At 58.6% G+C, this 19,948-nt stretch carries 14 protein-coding genes; 7 read left to right on the forward strand and 7 right to left on the reverse strand.

Features of this window, described 5'->3' with window-relative positions; all coding sequences use genetic code 11:
• Positions 1-109: 109 nt before the first annotated feature.
• Entirely contained in the window at positions 110-3,016 is a 2,907-nt protein-coding gene (locus HKN06_13205) for an insulinase family protein (protein ID NNF62269.1), read from the reverse strand.
• A gap of 276 nt (positions 3,017-3,292) precedes the next feature.
• Here HKN06_13205 and HKN06_13210 point away from each other — a divergent pair, with 276 nt between their 5' ends.
• Together HKN06_13210 and HKN06_13215 are read left to right on the forward strand one after the other, a co-directional pair.
• Entirely contained in the window at positions 3,293-5,119 is a 1,827-nt protein-coding gene (locus HKN06_13210; protein NNF62270.1) for an MFS transporter, read from the forward strand.
• Between the two features lie 22 nt (positions 5,120-5,141).
• A complete protein-coding gene (locus HKN06_13215; GenBank protein NNF62271.1) occupies positions 5,142-7,046 on the forward strand; it encodes a M2 family metallopeptidase in 1,905 nt (634 codons plus the stop codon).
• Positions 7,047-7,155: 109 nt separating this feature from the next.
• Here HKN06_13215 and HKN06_13220 read toward each other — a convergent pair whose 3' ends face one another.
• A complete protein-coding gene (locus HKN06_13220) occupies positions 7,156-8,712 on the reverse strand; it encodes an AbgT family transporter (protein NNF62272.1) in 1,557 nt (518 codons plus the stop codon).
• A 143-nt stretch (positions 8,713-8,855) separates the two neighbouring features.
• Between HKN06_13220 and HKN06_13225 the strand changes: the two genes are divergently transcribed.
• Positions 8,856-9,746, forward strand: coding sequence for an EamA family transporter (locus tag HKN06_13225; GenBank protein NNF62273.1), 891 nt, complete (start codon positions 8,856-8,858; stop codon positions 9,744-9,746).
• Here the strand turns inward: HKN06_13225 and HKN06_13230 are convergent, their stop codons facing one another.
• Positions 9,747-10,838 (reverse strand): hypothetical protein, encoded by a 1,092-nt coding sequence (locus HKN06_13230; protein ID NNF62274.1) that lies wholly within the window; start codon positions 10,836-10,838, stop codon positions 9,747-9,749.
• A 1-nt stretch (position 10,839) separates the two neighbouring features.
• Complete coding sequence (locus HKN06_13235) at positions 10,840-11,724, reverse strand: hypothetical protein (protein ID NNF62275.1); 885 nt, start codon at positions 11,722-11,724, stop codon at positions 10,840-10,842.
• 96 nt (positions 11,725-11,820) lie between these two features.
• On the opposite strand from HKN06_13235, the gene pyrB reads away from it, so the two are divergent.
• Positions 11,821-12,825, forward strand: coding sequence for an aspartate carbamoyltransferase (pyrB, locus tag HKN06_13240; protein NNF62276.1), 1,005 nt, complete (start codon positions 11,821-11,823; stop codon positions 12,823-12,825).
• 43 nt (positions 12,826-12,868) lie between these two features.
• On the opposite strand, the gene HKN06_13245 is transcribed toward pyrB, so the two are convergent.
• Positions 12,869-13,672, reverse strand: coding sequence for a hypothetical protein (locus tag HKN06_13245; GenBank protein ID NNF62277.1), 804 nt, complete (start codon positions 13,670-13,672; stop codon positions 12,869-12,871).
• 194 nt (positions 13,673-13,866) lie between these two features.
• On the opposite strand from HKN06_13245, the gene HKN06_13250 reads away from it, so the two are divergent.
• Together HKN06_13250 and HKN06_13255 are read left to right on the forward strand one after the other, a co-directional pair.
• Positions 13,867-16,305, forward strand: coding sequence for a DUF87 domain-containing protein (locus HKN06_13250; protein NNF62278.1), 2,439 nt, complete (start codon positions 13,867-13,869; stop codon positions 16,303-16,305).
• A gap of 18 nt (positions 16,306-16,323) precedes the next feature.
• Positions 16,324-16,986, forward strand: coding sequence for a methyltransferase domain-containing protein (locus tag HKN06_13255; GenBank protein ID NNF62279.1), 663 nt, complete (start codon positions 16,324-16,326; stop codon positions 16,984-16,986).
• On the opposite strand, the gene HKN06_13260 is transcribed toward HKN06_13255, so the two are convergent.
• The gene (locus tag HKN06_13260; protein NNF62280.1) at positions 16,987-17,910 is read right to left on the reverse strand and encodes a hypothetical protein; all 924 of its coding nucleotides are present in this window, start codon (positions 17,908-17,910) and stop codon (positions 16,987-16,989) included. It lies immediately after the preceding gene.
• Between the two features lie 56 nt (positions 17,911-17,966).
• On the reverse strand, positions 17,967-19,013 hold the full coding sequence (gene pspF / locus HKN06_13265) for a phage shock protein operon transcriptional activator (GenBank protein ID NNF62281.1): 1,047 nt from the start codon (positions 19,011-19,013) through the stop codon (positions 17,967-17,969).
• A 211-nt stretch (positions 19,014-19,224) separates the two neighbouring features.
• Here pspF and pspA point away from each other — a divergent pair, with 211 nt between their 5' ends.
• Positions 19,225-19,896, forward strand: a complete 672-nt coding sequence (pspA, locus tag HKN06_13270) for a phage shock protein PspA (protein NNF62282.1) — start codon at positions 19,225-19,227, stop codon at positions 19,894-19,896.
• Positions 19,897-19,948: the final 52 nt, after the last annotated feature.

A 19,948-nucleotide genomic window follows, 5' to 3' on the forward strand; every position in this document is an offset into this window, starting at 1 on the left:
AAACTCTCGTCAGGCGTTTGGTCTGCCTGCAGGGGCGGAGGTCTTTGAGTCGCCGGGCACCTGAGCGACCAGTCGCGAATCACCGCACCGTTTAATCACAGGGCCGAGCCTATTTCTTGGCGAGCAGGCGGTCAGCTTCGCCATCGAATATCTCCTCGGCCGCCATGGTCTGTACCGCATCGGCGCTGAAATTGAGCGGCAGTGCAGCGATCATTGCGTCTTCTTCGGCCAGGTCAGGTTTTGGCGAGTTGTACTCGATCGGCGACGGCTGGTTGCTGGCCAGCCGATTGCGCAGATCATCGGCGTCACCCGTAACGAAGACAAAATGCATGTCGTCGGTCTGCAGGTATTCGCGTATTACACGATTCACGTCGTTCAGCGTCAGCTGTGCCAGGCCGTCACGTACGTAGTCGGTAAAGGCCGCCGTGCCGTAGTAATCGCTGTCCAGCGCGTAGCCGAGCTGGCGTGACTGGCTGGCCACCAGCAGGCTGACATATTTATCGAGGTAGTTCCGCGTTGCTTCGAATGCATCGGCGCTCATGCCATCTCCTGTCAGCTTGTCGATCTCGTGAATCGCGACCCTGGTGGCAAAGTGGGCATCGTTGTTGTTGCGCAGCGGGCGTATCCAAACCTGGAAAATCTGCTGACGGCGTCCGAGATTGGCCTCGGGCTGTGTCAGGAACATGCCGCGCGGGAAATACTCGATGTACGCGTAATCGCCGTAGTTCATACCACGCGTCGCACGGATACGCTGGTACAGGTGGCTATTGGAGCTGCGGTGCTCACCCAGGTAGGAACGGACGAGCCACAGCGCCACCCAGTCGGGATCGCCCCGGACTATGTTGATGGGGTAACCAAACGAAACGGCAACGCCAGGGGTCTCTTTCTGCAGCACCAGGGCTGTATGTCCCTGCGGGATCACCGGCTGCGGCAGCTCCACAGCGGCAGCAGCAGCCGCCTGCGGCAGGTTGCCAAGGTCGGCGCGCAGCGTCTGCACAAATTTGTCGGAGTAACCACCCGCAAGCCCAACGGTCAGGTTGGCCGGCACGTAGTATTGATTGTAAAAAGACTTTACATCGTCGAGCGTGATCGACTCGAGGTCTTCAACAGCGCCAAGATTGAGCGCGCCGTAGGGATGATCCGGGCCATAAATAACGTTGTACAGCGCTTCCTTGCCAAGTTCTTCATCGTTGTTGGCAACGAGGTCTGACTTGATGGCGCTGATGACGCGGTTTTTGATGCGCTCGAAATCCGCGTCGCGCCAGCCGGGTGTCAGCAGCTGTTCGCTGGCGAGCGAATACCAGTCCGCCAGCTTGTCCTTGTGCACGGTGCCGCCAAGGCGCGACATTTCCTTATCGACGTGCACGCCGAAACCGGAGGCCATCGGGTACATGGCTTCATTGAGTTCGTCGATCGTGCGCTTTTTCGAACCGCCATCGCCAATCATCTGCGCGGTCAACACTGACAGACCCTTTTTGCCAGGTGGATCGTAGGCTGCGCCGACATTGAACAGGAAAGCGACGTCGACCAGTGGTGATGACTGCGACTGCAGTTCCACCAGTTCAAACTCAGCGGCAGGTTGATCGGCCAGTGCGGCAACTCGCTGTTCGAGCGTCGGTCCGTCCTGAATGCCAGCAATCCGGGGTGCGTTGGCCAGGGTCACCGTCACCATGCCGGCGTCTGTGAAATATTTGTTGGCATAGGTCGCCAGGTCAGCCGGTGTCAGTTCAGCGTAGCGTTCAAAAACCTGGTTGAGGGTTTCCGGCGTGCGCTCGAAATGTACGTAGGAGGCCAGCATCGAAGCGATCGAGGCCGAGTTGTCCATGCGGTTGGTAAGGCTGTATCGCTGGTTTGCCTTGATTGCCTCAAGCTTGGCAGCATCAACCAGCTCGGTACGGGCAACCGCCAGCGTGTCGAGGATCTCGTCGCGTACCGTTGCGACGTTTGCTTCGTCGAGCAACCGGGCGGCAACGATCAGCAGGCCGGGGTCCTTCCGGTCGGGGAAGTATGCCCACAGCTGGTCGGCCAGCTGGTCACGGGTTACCAGCTTCTGGTAGATCGCGGAGGTCTCGGAGAAATATACATTCGAGATCAGGTCCATCGCCGGCATGTCTTTGCTGCGCGGGTCGAAACGTGGCCCGCGAAAGCCAATCATGATCCACGGCTGGGCCGGCTGCTCCCACTCTATGTGGTCGTAGTACGGGCCCTGTGGCGCCGGCTCCTGCGGTATTTCCACCTGGTAGTTGCTGCCTTTCCAGCCGCCCCAGTATTTTTTCACCAGACGGAAGGTTTCTTCCGGCTCGACATCGCCGACTACGATAACGGCAGCTTTTTCCGGGCTGTACCAGCGTTCGAAGAACAGCTTTGAGTATTCCATCTGGTCAGGCATCGCCTCGATGTCGCGCAGGAAACCCATCGTCGTGTGCTTGTAGGTGTGGGTTGTATAGGCGTTGTCCTGTATGCGTTCGAGCATCTGGCGTATCGGGCTGGAAAAGTTCTTCAGGTACTCGCCCTTCACCGCCAGCGCTTCAGTTCGAAACTGTTCTTCGGTGTAACTGAGGTTCTGGAAGCGGTCAGCCTCCAGTTCCAGTACTTTCTCCAGGTCTGGCCTGGTAAATGTGATGTGGTAATTGGTGAGGTCCGCCGAAGTGTAGGCATTCTGGTCTGCGCCGGCGTTTTTCAGGATCCGGCCGTACTCTTCCTGCGAGTAATTTGGCGTGCCACGAAACATCATGTGTTCGAAAAAATGTGCGAAGCCGGACTTGCCTTCTTCGACCTCGTTGCGCGAGCCGGTTTGTACCGGTATCTGCAGTGACACGATGTCGGGGTAATCAGTTTTTACCACGATGACGCGAAGGCCATTGTCCAGGTCGCGCATCAGGTAGGGCAGGTCGAATATGTCGTTCACCGCGGCCTGCGGCCCCGCGGCGGCATTCTTTTGCCGCTTCGCGCCAGCGTGGACAGAGGTGGAGGCTATGACCGCAACCAGAGCGGCCAGCAGGACTGACTTGTACATTGGTTTCCCTCGATTGAATGCGCCGGGCCACAGCCGGGCGGCTTGAGGCCGCGCATGATACCGGACTGGCGGCCAGCGTTCCCGTGTTGGATACCCGGCAGACGCCAAAGGTTCAATGCTGCAACGCAAAAAACGCAGATGGTGCAAACCCTGTAAACTTTGCGCCGTCAAAATCCCTGTGCTGCAGGGCTAAAACGAATACCCCGGCCCACAGGCCGCACTACGGTCTTCCCCGGCAACGACGGGCGGGACCCTCCCAGACGGAGTTAAAGAGTAATGCAGGACACTGTCACGACCGCCGGCGGCGGCGTAATACCACACGGCGAGAACGAGCTATTTGGCCATCCCAAGGGGCTGTACGTTTGTTTCGCAACCGAGCTGTGGGAGCGCTTCTCATTTTACGGCATGAAGTACCTGCTGCTGTTGTACCTCACCAAGTACCATCTGTTCAGCGACGCCGACGGGCTGAATGTGCTTGGCTCCTACGCCGGGCTGGTTTATGCGCTGCCGGTAATTGGCGGGCTGCTCGCTGACCGTTATCTGGGTTTCAGGAAAGCCGTGGTGCTCGGCGGCATCATGCTGTCACTCGGTCACGTGCTCATGGCCGTGGAGGGGCACCAGGCAGTTAACTATGTAGCTGGTACTGTCTTGTCAGCGGATCTGGCGCTGGCTGATGGCAGTATTCTGGCAGCCGGTACCGTTCTCGCGGAAGATATCGTCAAGCGCGACCTGGCGGCGCTGAATGTGTTTTACATGGCGCTGGCGCTGATCGTGATCGGCGTTGGTTTCCTCAAGCCCAATATTTCAACAATTGTCGGGCGGCTGTATGAAAAGAACGATCCGCGTCGCGATGCGGGTTTCACCATTTTCTATATGGGTATCAACATAGGTTCGTTTGTAGCCACGCTTCTGTGTGGCTGGCTTGGCGAAACCTACGGCTGGAAATACGGCTTTGGCGCCGCCGGTATCGGCATGATCGTTGGGCTGTTTACCTTCCTCTACGGCCAGAAGTACCTGTACGGCCATGCCGAGCCGGCAGAGCCCGCACGACTGAAAGAATCAGCTCTCGGTCCGATCAACAAGGAGTGGGCGATTTACATCGGCGCCGTGTTGTCACTGGCGGTTGTGTGGTTCCTGGTGCAAAGCGTGCACGTTGTGCATGCGGCCCAGAACAGTCTTTTGATTGTTGCCATCGTCGGCCTCATCCTGCATGCAATGATGCATCAGCTCGGTGACTTTGCCGACAACAAGGCCACAATGCTTGCAGGTGCTACGGTGCTGTTGGGGCTGACCTGGGCGCTACTCGGCGGGTTCGAGCAAACCCTGTTTTTTGCCAACACCGACGCCTGGCTGGGTTTGATGCTGCTCGGCCTGGTCGCGTTTGTCACTTACGGGTTTGTGGCCCACAAGTCCGTGGAGTATTCGCAGACCGTCGTGTTGATGGTGCTGATCGTCTCGACCATCGTGTTCTGGGCATTGTTTGAGCAGTCTGCGGCCAGCATGACGCTTTATGCCGACCGGGTGGTCGACCGCGAAGTGGGTGGGTTTACCATTACCGCTGCCCAGTTCGGTTCGCTGAACGCCGGGTTTATCATGCTGCTGGCAATACCATTCGCAACCTTGTGGGTGTGGCTGGCCAAGCACAACATGGAGCCGTCCACACCGGTCAAGTTTTCGCTTGGTATTATCCAGGTAGGGTTGGGTTTTGGTGCGCTGGTGCTGGGCGCCGGTTTCCCGGACCAGGCCGGCAAGGTCGCCGCGATCTGGCTGGTTCTGGCATACCTGCTGCACACTACGGGTGAGCTGTGCCTGTCGCCGGTGGGGCTGTCTGCCGTCACCAAGCTGTCGATTGGCAGCGTGGTTGGTGTGAGTATGGGCACCTGGTTTCTGGCCACCGCGCTGTCGGAAACCCTCGCCACCCAGGTTGCCAAGGCAGCCGCGCTGGATACTTCCGGCACCGGCGGACAGGCGACTGATGTGGCCAGCGCGCTGGCATCCTACACCGAGCTGTTTACTTTCCTGATGTGGCTCGGCATTGGTGTCGGAATTTTCATGCTGGTGATCTCGCCCTTGCTGCGTAAGGGCATGCACGACGTTCACTGAGCTTAAGTCTCGGGACTCACTAATGCGGCCGCAATGGCTGTCGCAGAAAAGAGAATTGCATATGAAAAAAGCGAAACGTAGTTATCTCCTGGTGGCCTGCCTGTTGGCGGCCTGCAGCAGCGACGAACAACCAAAACCGCAAGTCGATGCAGCGGCGCAGGTAAAGGCCGCTGCCGATGCGGCCCGGGAAGATGGCGTAAGCGCCAACGATGCGCGCGATTTTGTCACTGATTACAACGCTCAGGTAAAGGAGCGGCGCCAGGAAACGTCGCGTCTGGCCTGGGTGCAGGCAACCTACATTACCCCGGACACCGAATGGCTCAACGCACGAGCGACAGAAGAAACGCTCGCATTCAACAGTGCAATGATCGAACGAGCGAAGGCTTTTAAAGACGTTGCGCTCGACGATGAGACTGCCCGCGCGATTAACCTGATAAAGCTGGGCTCGTCGATGCCGGCGCCCGATGATGAGGTCAAAAGAAAAGAACTGGCCGAAGTTGCCCAGCGCATGAGTTCAACCTACTCCAGGGGCCAGTTTTGCCCCGATGGCGAAGCATCATGCAGCAAGCTGGAAGACCTGGTTCAGCTGATGGCAACCAGCCGTGATTTTGATCAACTCGCCACGACCTGGGTCGGTTGGCGCACAATCTCGCCGCCGATTCGGGCCGACTACCAGCGTTTTGCCGAGTTGACCAACGAAGGCGCCGGCGAGCTGGGGTATGACAATCTCGGCGCCATGTGGCGTTCCGGGTACGACATGAGTGCCGACGAATTCGAGCAGGAAATCGAGCGCCTGTGGCAGCAGGTCAAGCCGCTCTATGACCAGCTGCACTGCTACGTGCGGGCGGAGCTGGGCGAGTTTTACGGTGTGGACAAGGTGCCGCAGGACCAGCCGATCCCGGCGCACCTGCTGGGCAACATGTGGTCGCAGAACTGGGGCAACATCTATCCGCTGGTCGAGCCCTATGCCGGGGTGGCCAACCTCGATGTCGACGCTGCCATGCAGGCCAAAGGCTACACAGTCGAAAAAATGGTGCGCCAGGCAGAAGATTTTTATACCTCGCTCGGCATGCCGGCGTTGCCGGATACATTCTGGGAACGCTCCATGTTTACCCGGCCGCGCGATCGCGAAGTGGTTTGCCACGCCAGTGCCTGGCCGATGGACGGCGATGACGATGTGCGTATAAAAATGTGCACACGCATCAACGAAGAGGATCTGCGCACGGTTTTCCACGAGCTGGGCCACGTGTATTACTTCCTGGCCTACCAGGACCTGCCCGAGGTCTATCATGGTGGCGCGCATGACGGCTTCCACGAGGCGGTCGGGGACACCGTAAACCTGTCGATGACGCCGGCATTCCTGCAGGAGATCGGGCTGGTCGACAGCTATGATGTCGACGAGAAAGCGCTGATCAATCAACAGATGAAGGCGGCACTGGATCGCATCGCATTCCTGCCGTGGGCAAAACTGGTCGACCAGTGGCGCTGGGACGTGTTTGCCGGCAAGACCGCGCCGGAAGATTACAACAAGGACTGGTGGTCTTTGCGTACTCAGTACCAGGGCATCGTACCGCCGGTCGAGCGCAACGAGGAAGACTTCGATCCCGGCGCCAAGTACCACATACCTGGCAACACACCGTACACGCGGTACTTCTTGTCATTCATTTTGCAGTATCAGTTTCAGCGCGCGCTTTGTGAGCAGGCTGGCATTGACGGCCCGCTGCACGAGTGCTCGGTTTACGGTAGCGCCGAGGCCGGTGAGAACTTCTGGAAGATGCTCGGTATGGGGCAAAACCGCCCGTGGCGCGACGCCCTCGAGGCGTTGACCGGCTCGCGTGAAATGGATGCCACAGCAATCATTGACTATTTTGCGCCGCTGATGACATGGCTCGAGGAAAAGAACGCGCCGCGCCAGTGCGGCTGGTAGGAGCGGCTCAGCCGTGCGTCGCGGCTGATTGGGGATAGCAGGGTGAAAGGAGTCGACCGGCTGCGCCGGTCGACGATAGTTCATTGCCGCAGGTCGCACCCGCAGGAAATTAACCGGCGGGGTAGACGTAACTGGACTGGATACCCAGCGGCAGGCCGATGGCATAGTAAATCAGCAGGAAGGCCGTCCAGGTCACCAGGAACCAGAGCGAGTACGGCAGCATCATCGCCGCCAGCGTGCCGATACCAGTGTTCTTGACGTAGCGCTGGCAGTAAACGACAACCAGCGGGAAGTACGGCATCAGCGGCGTGATGATATTGGTGCTGGAATCGCCGACGCGGTAGGCCGCCTGGGTCAGGTCGGGCGAAATTCCCAGCGTCATCAACATGGGCACAAATATGGGCGCCAGCAGGCCCCATTTACCGCTTGCCGAGCCAACAAACAGGTTCACGAACCCTGTCAGCAGCACGATGCCGACAATAAGTATCGACGGGTAGTTCTGCAGGCCTTTCAGTGCCTCGGCGCCGGCCAGCGCGAGCAGCGTGCCGAGGTTTGATGCGCCAAATGAGTAAACAAACTGCGCGATGAAAAACATGATGACAAGGTAATAGGCCATCGTGTTCATCGAATGGGTCATGCCCTGGATGACGTCCTTCGTGCCCTTGAGCGTGCCGGCCACGTAGCCAAATACGATGCCTGGTATCAGGAACAGGAAAAATATCAAAGCAACAATCGACTGCATGATGGGCGCTGTGAAACTGGCCAGACGGCCCTCGGTGTCGCGCCACGCTGATCCCTCGGGCACCATTGTCAGGAACAGGATCGCCAGCCCCAGCGCCATAACGACCAGAGCCCACAACAGACCCTTGCGTTCTTCATCCTTGAGATCGTGCATTTCCGGCAGGTCTTCGGCGTCGCCATCGATCGGGGTGTCGGCAACGCGCGGTTCCACAACCTTGTCGGTTATCCACCAGCCCAGACCGACGATCAGCAGTGACGATGCGGTGGTAAAGAAGTAATTATTCAGCGTGTTGATCGCAATACCCGGTTCCAGCAACTGAGCGCCGCCCTGGGTCAGGCCCTGCAGCAGCGGATCGAGTGCGGACGGCACGAAGTTGGCGGAGAAACCCCCGGAGACGCCGGCAAAAGCAGCTGCGATACCGGCGAGCGGGTGGCGGCCCGCCGCATAGAAGATGACGCCGCCCAGCGGAATGACCAGCACGTAGCCGGCGTCGACAGCGGAGTGGCTGACGATACCAACCAGGATCACCATCGGCGTAAGCAGCCACTTGGCTGTGACATTCAGCAGCGCGCGTATACCGGTGGTGATAAACCCGGAATGTTCAGCAACGCCGATACCAAGCATGGCGACCAGCACCGTGCCAACCGGCCCGAAGCTCATGAAGTTGGTGACCATGCGCTGCAGGAATGTGGTGATGCCGCCGGCGGTCAGCTGATTGATGACCACGATCGGTTCCTGTGACCGCGGGTCTATATAGCCAAAGCTCACATAAGACAGGAGCCAGGACAGTACCCAGACGATAAACAGCAGCGCAATGAACAGCACCGCCGGGTCAGGCAGCTTGTTACCGACCCGCTCGACAGTTTCGAGGAAGCGATACATGAAGCCCCGCTGTGCTGCAGCCGGTGCGTTTGTTTCGGTCATCCCCGTCTCCCCATCGTCGTAGCCGTCTTGAGTGTTGGCTATTCTTGCGCCCGCAGCCGCAATTGTCTATCTATACTGAGGTCTCGAGGCCGGGTATCGGGGGTCAACCGATACCCGGCCCGGTTTTTTTGCGGATCCGGTCGATGAGCGAGCGCTTTTATAAACTGCAGGTTGCCGCGGCATTTGCCGTCGTTTACATCGTCTGGGGCTCCACCTACCTCGGCATCCGCATCGGCGTGCACGATATGCGGCCCGGGCTGCTGGCGGGAATTCGTTTCACCATAGCCGGGCTGGTCATCATCATGCTGGCGCGCACGCTCGGGCAGCGCATGCCATGGCGGCGCGGTGACTGGTTCCTCATCGCTTTGATGGGCCTGTTGATGATCGTCATCGGCAATGGCGTCGTGACCTGGGCGGAGCAGTGGGTCGAGTCAAATCAGGCCGCGCTGCTGATTGCCAGCTCTGCGTTCTGGACAGCGTGGTTTGGTACGTTCGGCGAGCGCGGCCACGCGCTGAGCACGCGGGCGAAGCTTGGCCTGCTGTCGGGTTTTGTTGGCGTAGCGTTGATACTCACGCCGGAGAGCGGCTTAACGACACGCTATTTCTGGGCGCAGCTGGCGATACTGCTGTCGCCGATCGCCTGGTCATTCGGCACGATCTACAGTCGCTCGCGCGATGTTGCTGCCGCGCCGCTGATGATGGCGGGCTGGCAGATGCTGGCCGGCGGCGTGGTGCTGCTGGCGCTGGGCATCGGTGCGGGCGAGCTGGAAACGGTGACATGGAGTCGTCGTGGTATCGGTGCGCTTGTTTATCTGACGGTGTTTGGTTCGTGCCTGGCCTACGCCACTTTTATCTGGCTGATCAACCAGACCACGCCGGATAAACTGGCGACAATTGCCTACGTCAACCCCGCCATCGCCACTGTGCTGGGGTGGTGGTGGCTGGACGAGGCACTGGCGGGCACGCAGTTCGTCGGCATGCTGATTATTATCGTCAGCGTGTTCGTCGTGACCGGTGCGCCAAAACGCAGCTGACTACCTGAGGGCCTTATAAAGGAAAGGCAGGCTGACATCCATGCGGTAGTCGATGCTCGAATGCGTGCCGTCAAATTCCTCGTAACGATGTTCGATGCCGTGCTCGCGCAGCCGGCGTGACAGGATGCGAGTACCGTAATGGATACGGTACTGGTCGCGCCAGCCGCAGTCGATAAAGATTCCCCGCAGTGACCGGAGATTGTCCTTGTAACGGCCAACCAGATTTATCGGGTCGTGACGCAGCCACCGGCGCCAGCGTTGCGGCAGCAGTTCTCCGGTTTCCAGGTCGAACGGCAGGCGAAAACCATTGGGCGCTTCAGGGTCCGGGTCATAGCTTGCCGCCATGGCCAGCTGCATCAGGCAATGTATTTCGCTGCCCTTCGGGTCTGGCTTGCCCCAGAACGCTTTCAGGAAACGCCGCACCCGGCCATCGTCCATGCCGTCTCCGCTGTTGCGTGCTTCCTCCGCAATATTCACCGGCCCCGCTGTACGCCGCCGCCGTCGGTGGCGCGCGAGCGTGTCCAGCGCCGCTGGCCAGTCAGGTCGGTAGACAAAGTCAAAGTAGGCATCACCGGAGTGATTAGCAACAGCACCCCAGTATTTCGGGTATTTCATACCGTGGATGATGGCGCCGTAGCCGCCCGAGGACTTGCCAAAGCAGCCGCGGTGATCGCGATCGGACAGCGTGCGGAATTCTTTATCAATGAAAGGTATCAACTCGCGGGTCAGGTAATCGGCATAACGACCGATTGCCGTGGAGTTAATGAACTGGTTGCCGCCGAGGGCGGTGAAGCAATCGGGGAAAACGATAATGCAGTCGCCAATTTTGCGGGCATGTATGAGCCGGTCGACACGCTCAGGGATGTTTTCATCAAAATTTTTCCAGCCGGTGTGGGCCAGGCCTGAGCCGGTAAACCCGGCCAGGTCAAACAGGACCGGTAACCGTTTCCTGCTGTTGTCGTAACCTGGTGGCAGGTATACATCGAGTCGTCGCACATGCGGGTCACCCAGCGGATTGTCGCGCAGCACATTCGAGTCATGCTCCAGGCTGACAACGCGGCCGGATTTCCAGCGTGGTCTCTTGATAGTCATGCTATTTCCTCGTGTACCGCTCCAACCAGTCAGTCAGAGCCAGCGCGAATCGCTGCGGCGACTGCGGATCCATTCTGAAATAAAGAGCCGGCTCAATCAGCTCCAGTTCCATCAGCCAGTAGTTATCATCGAAATTGCTGCGTACAAAGTCAGCCCTGGCATACAGCAACGGTTCCTTCACTGCGTCCACTGCGGCACGGCCGGCAGCCCGCAGTGCCGCATCGGCAGTCGCCGGCAGAATATCGCTGCCGTGTTCTTCCTGGCTGCGAAAGTCTCCCGGCTTGGGTCGCTTGCTGATCGCATGACTGTACTCACCGTTGAAGTAGAACAGGGAGTACTCTCCCTCAGTCACAATGCTGCGCACCATCGGCTGGGCGAGGTAAGCGGTATCGAGGTAGTAGCGTTCGACTTCAACGGCACGGTCTGCGGCAGTATCGCGCTGCAGCCGGAAGGCGCCCTGTGCGGTATGACTTACCTGCGGTTTGATGACAATTTCGTCACAATCGAGCCGGTCGAAGATTGACGGCAACTCGCCACCAGCCAGCGCGCCGCCGAATAAAGAAGGAACGATATCGACGCCGTCTTGCTGCAGCCTGGCGAGATAGGTTTTTTGCAGATTCCATTTTGCTATTGCATGCGAGTTGGCCAGCAGCGCACTGCTGTTTTCAATGGCTGCCAGCGCCGCCAGGAATTTGTCAGGCTGCGACTGGTAATCCCACGTCGACCTGATGACTACGATATCGAAATCATTCCAGTCGACATGCGGATCGTTCCACGGAATCGCTTCGACATCGAAACCACGCTGCGCCAAAGCGGGGTAAGCAAGTTCGTCGTCAATGACGAAATTACCGCGATCGGCAAGAGTAAGAAATACACAGCGGGGCATGGGCTTACGGCACGTTATCGCGGTAGTTGTGAACCAGCTGCCGCTGCCGTGTATGCTGGCCGCGGTTGCAGGAGAGAATACCGGAGTCACTGCTGGATGAGTAGCGAGATTTTCCACGTTATCGAGCCGCGCGCTTTCAATCGGGAATTGCTCGACGAGCTGTGTGAATTAACAGACACTGCGAGGGCGCTTGCCAAGAGCCGTGCAGGTGCTGACGCATTGCGCGGGTTGCTGGCAGACAAGCGGGTGATGCTTTATTTCACTCAGGCCTCGACCCGGACGTTCCTGTCATTCAATAACGCCTGTCACCTGCTGGGTATGCGCACAAGTGAGATTCGCGACCCTGCAATTTCTTCGGAAATAAAGGGCGAGAGCTTTGACGACAGCATTCGCACCTTCAGTTCCTATGTCGATGTCATCATCATGCGCACGCCGGAGCGCGGACTCGCGGGGCGTGCGGCGGCACTGATGGACCGGATCCCGCGGCGTGTCCCGATAATTAACGCCGGCAGCGGGCCGGATCAGCATCCGACCCAGGCTTTACTCGATATTTATACGCTGGAACGCAGCTTTGCCGGCCGTGGCGGTATTGATGGCAAGACCATCGGCATGATGGGCGACCTGCGACGTGGCCGCACCGTGCGCTCACTGTGCCATCTGATGAAGAGCTATCACGACGTGAAGCTGGTGTTTATTTCGCCACCCAGCTTTGCGATACGCAACGATATCAAGAAGCAGCTGGCGCAAAGCCAGATCAGTTTTTCCGAGACCGGCACGCTCGACGACGTTATCGGCAGTCTCGATGCACTTTACGTGACCCGCATGCAGTCGGAATGGGATGTCGAAGGCGAATCGCTGAAGGTCAACCTGGGTGAATACTCGGTTGGCCCGGACGAAATGAATCTGCTGCCGCAGGATGCGGTGGTGATGCACCCGTTGCCACGCGGTCCGGAAATCGACCCGGCCGTGGACGAAGATTCGCGTGCGGTGTACTGGCGTCAGGAGCGTAACGGCATGTGGATGCGTGTCGCGCTGCTGGTCAGGATATTCGGCGCGGCAACGGCACTTACCGAGGCGGCAGCCCGGGTCGTTTCAGACTGACAGTACAAAAGGGCCAGACCGTCAGGCCTGGCCCCGCTCAGGATCAGTCGCCCCAGAATTTCCACCAGGGTTTCTTCTTTGTCTGCTGCTCGACGCGCTCGGCTTGTTGTTCAGCGCGTGATGCTTTCATTTCATCCTGAATAGCCTGCTTTTCTTCGGCTGATTCGGCAGCCTGCAGGCGCTCGCGATAGTCTGCCCGTTCCCCGGCGCGCACTTCGCGCTGTTCTTCGCGGACATCATTCTGCTCCTGCTGGTATTCGCGCACCATCTCGCGCTTCTGCCCCTGCTGTTCGTGGCGCTCGGCGCGCCTTTGGGCTGCTTCGGCATGGATGGCGGCACGCTCTTCGTCTGTCTCGGCGGCCTGCATACGATCGCGGTGCTGGCGTGCTTCATCGCGACGTCCCTTGCCACGTCCGTCGTGGCGGGCTTCGTCACGCAGTGCGCGCATCTCGTCGCGCTTCATTTGTCGGGCATCACCGCGGCGATCATCGCCGTCGTCGTCGTCGGCATCACCATCATCTTCGTCGTGATCACCTTCGTCGTCGTCGTGATCGTCGTGATCGCCGTCGTGATCACCTTCGTCGTCGTCGTGATCGCCGTCATCGTCGTCGTGATCGCCGCCATCGTCGTCGTGATCGCCGTCGTGATCGCCGTCATCGTCATCATCGCCGCGGGCACCACGCATCGCGCGCTCCTCCTCTTTCTCGGCGCGAAGCAGCACTTTTTCGGCCCGCTTGTCAGCTTTGGCAGCGGCCTTGGCGGCTTTGTCACCAGGAGCAGCGAGTAGCATTGCCGGCGCCGTCAGCATGGCGGCCAGCAGAACAATCAGGAATCGGATTTTTCGCATATCGGTTCTCGTTGGGAAAAACAGCTCAGGAACGCTATTCTGCCGCAAGCGAAACTGAACATTGCAAACAAGTAATACACATTAAGATCAATAAGTTGGCAGTAAAAAACCGTTGACACGGCCGGCTGCAGCCGGCCGACTGCTTGACCCACCCTGCCGGCGGCTTACCATTCGCCGTTCACCGGTGGGGGAAAATGATGGATTACGAGAAGCTTGGCGCGTTTTATCTGGGCAAGGCCTACGATCTCGAGAACAAGCAGCGTCGCGACGATGTCGTGCTGTACGACTCCAAAGACCTGACCACGCATGCCGCAATTATCGGCATGACCGGCAGTGGCAAGACCGGTCTGGGTATTGGCATGCTGGAAGAGGCCGCAATCGACAAGATCCCGGTCATTGCCGTCGACCCCAAGGGTGATCTTGGCAACCTGTTGCTGACGTTTCCAAAGCTGCGTCCGCAGGATTTTGAACCGTGGGTCAATTCACGCTCGGCATCTGACAAGGGAATGACTACCGCGGAATACGCCGAGGCTCAGTCCAGCTTGTGGCGCGAGGGGCTCAAGGACTGGGGTCAGGGCGCGGATCGCATCAAGAAGCTGCGTGACACTGTCGATCTTTCTATTTATACGCCCGGCAGTAATTCGGGCCTGCCTATTTCCGTATTGCGCTCTTTCAACGCGCCATCCGCCACAGTAATGGAAGATCTTGATGTCTATCGCGAACGCGTGCAGGCAACCGCAACCGGCATCCTGGCATTACTGGGTATCGATGCCGATCCGATTACCAGCCGCGAACACATTCTTATTGCCAATATTCTTGATCGCTCCTGGCAGGAGGGCGGCAGTCTGGACCTCGGCGGTCTGATCGCGGCAATCCAGGATCCGCCGATCAAACGAATTGGCGTGATGGACCTCGATTCGTTTTATCCTGCCAAAGACCGTCTCCAGCTCGCCATGCGGATGAACAACCTGCTGGCTGCACCGGGTTTTGAGGCATGGATGGAAGGCGAGCCGCTGGATGTTGGCAAACTGCTGCACACCGAAAGCGGCAAACCGCGCGTATCGGTAATTTCCATTGCCCACCTGACTGAAGCCGAGCGCATGTTTTTTGTAACCATGCTGCTCAACGAGTTGATTGGCTGGATGCGTTCGCAGTCGGGTACCAGCACGCTGCGGGCGATTCTTTACATGGACGAGGTGTTCGGCTACCTGCCGCCAATTTCCAATCCGCCATCCAAGCCGCTGTTCCTGACGCTACTGAAACAGGCGCGCGCTTACGGCGTCGGCCTTGTGCTGGCGACGCAGAACCCGGTTGATCTGGACTATAAGGCGCTGTCAAACACCGGCACCTGGTTTATCGGCCGGCTGCAAACCGAGCGCGACAAGGCACGCGTGATGGAGGGGCTTGAGGGTGCGGCTGCCGGCGGCAACTTCGACAAGCAGCGCATGGAACAGATTATCGCCGGGCTCGGCAAGCGGCGCTTCCTGCTGCACAACGTGCATGAGGACGAGCCGGTCGTATTCAACACCCGTTGGGTAATGTCGTACCTCGCCGGGCCGTTTACCCGTAACCAGATCCGCAAGCTGATGAAAGGCCGCAAGCCGGCGCCGGCGACCAGTGCCCCTGAACCGGGGAAAAAGGACGTACGTGCGGCAACGAAGGCCGTCAAAGTGAAGCGGCCGCAGGAGCCGGTGTTGCCGGCTTCGGTCAAGCAGTATTTCATGCCGGTTGGCGCGCATTCACCGGGTGACAAGGACCTTGTTTACGTCTCCAAGGTAGGTGCCGGGGCCGAGATTGCCTATTCCAGCTCGCGTTACAACGTCAACGAAGAGCGCGAGGTGTTTCTCATTGCTGACGTCGATGACGGCCCGGTGCCGGTGGACTGGGACGACAGCGCCGAGATCGAATTCGATATAGGCAACCTGGAAAGCGATGGTGAGCAGGGCGCAATATTCACCGAGCCTGCCGATGCTGCCGCAGAGCCAAAGAACTACAAGAAGTGGGAACGGTTGTTCAAGACCTGGCTGCGCACCAACAAGCCGTTGAAGCTATACAAGAGCAAAACCTACAAGCTGGTGTCGGAGCCGGGCGAGACTGAGGGTAATTTCCGGGTGCGGCTGCAGGAACTGGCTAACGAGAAACGCGACCTGGCTATAGAAAAACTGCGCGACAAATATGCGAGCAAGGTTGCCACTCGCGAGGAGCGTTTGCGCAAGGCCGAGCAGGTTATCGAGCGCGAACAGCAGCAGGCCAAGTCGAAAAAACTCGATACAGCCATCAGCTTCGGTACCGCCGTGCTCGGATCACTGTTGGGGCGCAAGAAAGTGAGCCGCACTTCTGCGTCGCGTATGGGCACTGCTATCAAAAGTATAGGCCGCATGGGTAAGGAAAAAGGGGACATCAAGCGTGCTCGCGAGACCGCCGAGGCAGTGCGTGCTCAGCTCGAGGAGTTGAACGAGCAGATGGAGCAGGACATAGAGGAGCTGGAAGATCGTTTTGATGCCCAGGATGAGGAGCTCACCGAGATCCAGGTGAAGGCCACGGCTACCAATATCACCGTGCACTTTGTTGCCCTGACCTGGATGCCGCACTATCGTGACGCGGCCGGCCGACTGCATCCGGCTTACGGCTAACCGGACCATCAGATCCAAATGCTCGATGCGCGTGTTGATCCGGGCGAAATAGCCGGCATTTACCGGCGCATTGCCCCGGTCTACAACGTCTGGGCAACGCTTGCTGAAAGCCGGGCCCGCAAGCTCTGTTTGCGGTTGGCAGCGATCCGTGACGGCGAGGCGGTGCTGGAAGTTGCCGTTGGTACCGGGCTGGCTTTTGCCGGGATTCTCGCCGCAAACCCTGGTGGCCGTAACGAAGGTATCGACCTGACCGAAGCGATGCTCACCCGGGCGCGGCGGCGTGCCAACAGGAACGGTAATGATAATTTCAGGCTGAGCGTCGGTGATGCCCGTGCGCTCGAATTTCCCGATTGCCAGTTCGATGTGGTGATCAACAATTACATGTTTGATTTGTTACCTGAAACGGATTTTCTGCCGGTGCTGACCGAATTCCGGCGTGTCCTGCGGCCGGGCGGCCGCCTGGTTATTTCGGGTATGACAACGGGCAAACGCTGGTACAACCGGCTGTGGGAACGTGTCTATCGGCTCAATCCTGCCCTGCTTGGTGGTTGTCGTGGCGTCGAACTGTTGCCCTACGTGCAACGGACCGGGTTCATCGATGCGCAGCGTAGCTACATCAGCCAGATGACCTTTCCGTCGGAAATCATCCATGCTGTTGTGCCGCAGCAGCGAATCGAATAGCTATTCGATCGAGAAGGCGTGCACCATGCCTTTCGCCGCGGCAGATTCAGCGATAAACGCGTAGCTGCCGGGCTGCAGGTCCAGCTTGAAGTAAGCCGTATGGCCCACCGGCATTTCGTGGGTGCCACCAAGAAATCGTGCCGGCGCCGGTGTCCGCAAGCCGTCAATCGCGAGCCAGTCCATCCAGTCAATGACTTTATCGAGATCGGTGTTGTCGTCCAGACGGACCAGGTGGATGTCATTACCCAGGGCCCCCTGCGGATGCTCCTCGAATGTTGCAGCAATCACTTGCTTACCGCGTTTCAGCGAGCCATCGATAACAAATTCAAAATTTTGCAGAGCGATCTGAACATCGGCTTTGGGCTCCGGTGCGTTTGCGGTTTCAGCGGTAACGGTCAATTCGCGGATCATGCCGAGGTCGGTATGGAAAATGCCTTCATCTGTCTTGATGTAGCACTCCATGGTGTAGCGGCCCGGTGCCAGGTACAAAGTGGTTTCGGTGGTTACGCCGCCCGACGCCAGTCCGTTGCCGCCCATCTGTTTCACTTCGCTCCAGTACCAGGGGGGTATGTCGGCAACGAGCTTTTCCAGCGCCTGCTCATAGGTGATTTTCCCGTCGCGCACGGCGTAGGCCACACCGAACGCCGGCGGCACTTCATCCAGGTACTGTTCAAAAGAAACAGCGTCCGGCAGCCGCTGAAACAGGATGAAATGCGGCATGCGTCCGGCGTTGCTCATGCGAAATGTGATCCAGCCGGAGGGTATGCTGTCAGGGGCTGCGAAGCGATAGTCGCGTGCCGTCACCTCAACGACATAGGGACTGGCTGCAGTTCGTGGCTGCGGCTGTGTCGCTACCGAAGCCTTTTCGCCGACACAGCCGCTGATGGCAACTGCAGCCGGCAGGATAAGAAGCATATATTTCATTGCTGTCTCCCGCTGAGTCTGCTACACGCAAGTGTAGTCGGTCCGCTGCGGCTTGTTCAGGCGTCATCGCCGCGGGCGCGACCGTATTTTTCGACCAGGTCATACTTGCGCAGGCAGCCGCGCAGCTGGTGATAGGTGAGCCCGAGTTGTTCAGCGGCGTGACGCTGGTTGTAGCGGCTGGCCTTCATTGCGGTGTCGATCAGGCTCACCTCGAAATCACGGACCGTATTTTTGAAATCAAGCGGCAGGGAGTGAGTTTTTTTACGTCGTGGTGCTGGTGTCTGCGGCGATTCACTACCAGCCCTGGTTGGCAGCGTCAGTGCCCGGGTACGTGGCAGGTAGGGCGACTCAAACGGGTTGAGGATAATTTTGGCCACCGGCGTTTCCGTTTCTTCCCAGCGGTAAACCGAGCGCTCGACGACATTTTTCAGTTCGCGTACGTTGCCGGGCCACTCGTGATCCAGCAGCGCCTCGATAGCCGGCTCGGCGAAACCGGGGAAAAACGGTCGACCCAGTTCGGCAGTAATCGTAACCGCGAAGTGTTCCGCCAAAGATAAAATGTCTTCGCGCCGGGCGCGCAGCGGCGGAATGACCAGAACGTCGAAAGCCAGCCGGTCCAGCAGGTCGGCGCGGAACGCCCCGGTGCGGGCAAGAATCGGCAGGTTTTCATTGGTTGCGCCCACTATGCGCACGTCAACCGCTATCGTTTCGCTGCCGCCGACCCTTTCGAACTCACCGTATTCGATGACACGCAGGATTTTTTCCTGCATGCGCCGCGGAATAGTCGCAAGCTCGTCGAGAAACAGGGTGCCACCATCGGCACGCTCGAAGCGGCCGACATGGCGCGCCGCGGCACCGGTAAAAGCGCCCGCCTCATGGCCAAACAGTTCGGACTCCAGCAGGCTCTCGGTGAGCGAGGCGCAGTTGAGCTTTATCAACGGCTCGTCCCAGCGCCCCGACAGGTAGTGCAACCGCGAGGCGATCAGTTCCTTGCCGGTGCCGCGCTCGCCGATGGTCAGGACGGGTTTGGACATTGGCGCGGCCTGGGACACCTGCTCCAGCAGGGCGACAAAGGCCGGAGCCTCACCGATTATCGATGGCATGTGCGCGCCGGGGGTACTCATTGGTTAATTCTACGAACTTCCAGTGCAATTGACCATTACATGGCTAATTTCACCAATTCCGCCCGTGTCTTCCGGTGACCGGCGTCACAGTTATTCACTGTCAGGTCAATGCCTTATGACAACCGTCAGGCACTGGCACGAAAAATGCTTTGTACCGGGTGAGGCAACAAATAACCTGAGGAACCATAGAATGGGCATCTTTTCGCGTTTCACCGACATCGTGAACTCCAATATCAACGCCATCCTGGAGCGGGCCGAGGACCCGGAAAAGATGGTGCGCCTGATGATCCAGGAAATGGAGGACACCCTGGTCGAGGTGCGTTCGTCCGCGGCGCGCGCCATTGCTGACAAAAAGGAACTCAACCGCAAGCTGGAAAGCTTTGAGCGGGAAGAGGCCGAGTGGCAGCGCAAGGCCGAACTTGCCGTACGCAAGAGTCGTGACGACCTGGCCAAGGCGGCGATTGCTGAAAAGCAGCGGGTAGGCGAAGCGATTGCTGCGGCGCGCGGTGACTACCATGCCATCGACGAAGGCCTGTCACAGCTCAATGAGGACATTGGCCGGCTGGAAGAAAAGCTTGGCGACGCCAAAGCACGGCAGAAGGCATTGATCATGCGCCACGCTACAGCGTCGAAGCGACTGGAAGTTCGCAAGCAGCTGCACGACGGCAAGATTGACGATGCGTTAATTCGTTTCGAGGCCTACGAACGCCGCATGGAAGACCTGGAAGGACGCGTCGAAAGTTACGACATGGGTCTGGGCAAGGATCTCAATTACGAATTTGCCGGGCTGGAAACCGATGAATCGGTCGAACAGGAACTTGCGGATCTCAAGAAGCGAATTTCGCAAACTGACAATTCCTGATCGGGCGGGGTAGATAAAGTATGGGTGAAATAATTGGCATATTGTTCGTTAC

This window comes from Gammaproteobacteria bacterium (assembly GCA_013003425.1).
GTDB lineage: Bacteria > Pseudomonadota > Gammaproteobacteria > Steroidobacterales > JABDKV01 > JABDJB01.

Excerpts from the sequence above, each read along its gene's own strand:
- HKN06_13205 (NNF62269.1), bottom strand. The coding sequence starts at position 3,016 with ATGTACAAGTCAGTCCTGCTGGCCGCTCTGGTTGCGGTCATAGCCTCC.
- HKN06_13210 (NNF62270.1), top strand. The coding sequence starts at position 3,293 with ATGCAGGACACTGTCACGACCGCCGGCGGCGGCGTAATACCACACGGC.
- HKN06_13215 (NNF62271.1), top strand. The coding sequence starts at position 5,142 with ATGCGGCCGCAATGGCTGTCGCAGAAAAGAGAATTGCATATGAAAAAA.
- HKN06_13220 (NNF62272.1), bottom strand. The coding sequence starts at position 8,712 with ATGACCGAAACAAACGCACCGGCTGCAGCACAGCGGGGCTTCATGTAT.
- HKN06_13225 (NNF62273.1), top strand. The coding sequence starts at position 8,856 with ATGAGCGAGCGCTTTTATAAACTGCAGGTTGCCGCGGCATTTGCCGTC.
- HKN06_13230 (NNF62274.1), bottom strand. The coding sequence starts at position 10,838 with ATGACTATCAAGAGACCACGCTGGAAATCCGGCCGCGTTGTCAGCCTG.
- HKN06_13235 (NNF62275.1), bottom strand. The coding sequence starts at position 11,724 with ATGCCCCGCTGTGTATTTCTTACTCTTGCCGATCGCGGTAATTTCGTC.
- pyrB (NNF62276.1), top strand. The coding sequence starts at position 11,821 with ATGAGTAGCGAGATTTTCCACGTTATCGAGCCGCGCGCTTTCAATCGG.
- HKN06_13245 (NNF62277.1), bottom strand. The coding sequence starts at position 13,672 with ATGCGAAAAATCCGATTCCTGATTGTTCTGCTGGCCGCCATGCTGACG.
- HKN06_13250 (NNF62278.1), top strand. The coding sequence starts at position 13,867 with ATGATGGATTACGAGAAGCTTGGCGCGTTTTATCTGGGCAAGGCCTAC.
- HKN06_13255 (NNF62279.1), top strand. The coding sequence starts at position 16,324 with ATGCTCGATGCGCGTGTTGATCCGGGCGAAATAGCCGGCATTTACCGG.
- HKN06_13260 (NNF62280.1), bottom strand. The coding sequence starts at position 17,910 with ATGAAATATATGCTTCTTATCCTGCCGGCTGCAGTTGCCATCAGCGGC.
- pspF (NNF62281.1), bottom strand. The coding sequence starts at position 19,013 with ATGCCATCGATAATCGGTGAGGCTCCGGCCTTTGTCGCCCTGCTGGAG.
- pspA (NNF62282.1), top strand. The coding sequence starts at position 19,225 with ATGGGCATCTTTTCGCGTTTCACCGACATCGTGAACTCCAATATCAAC.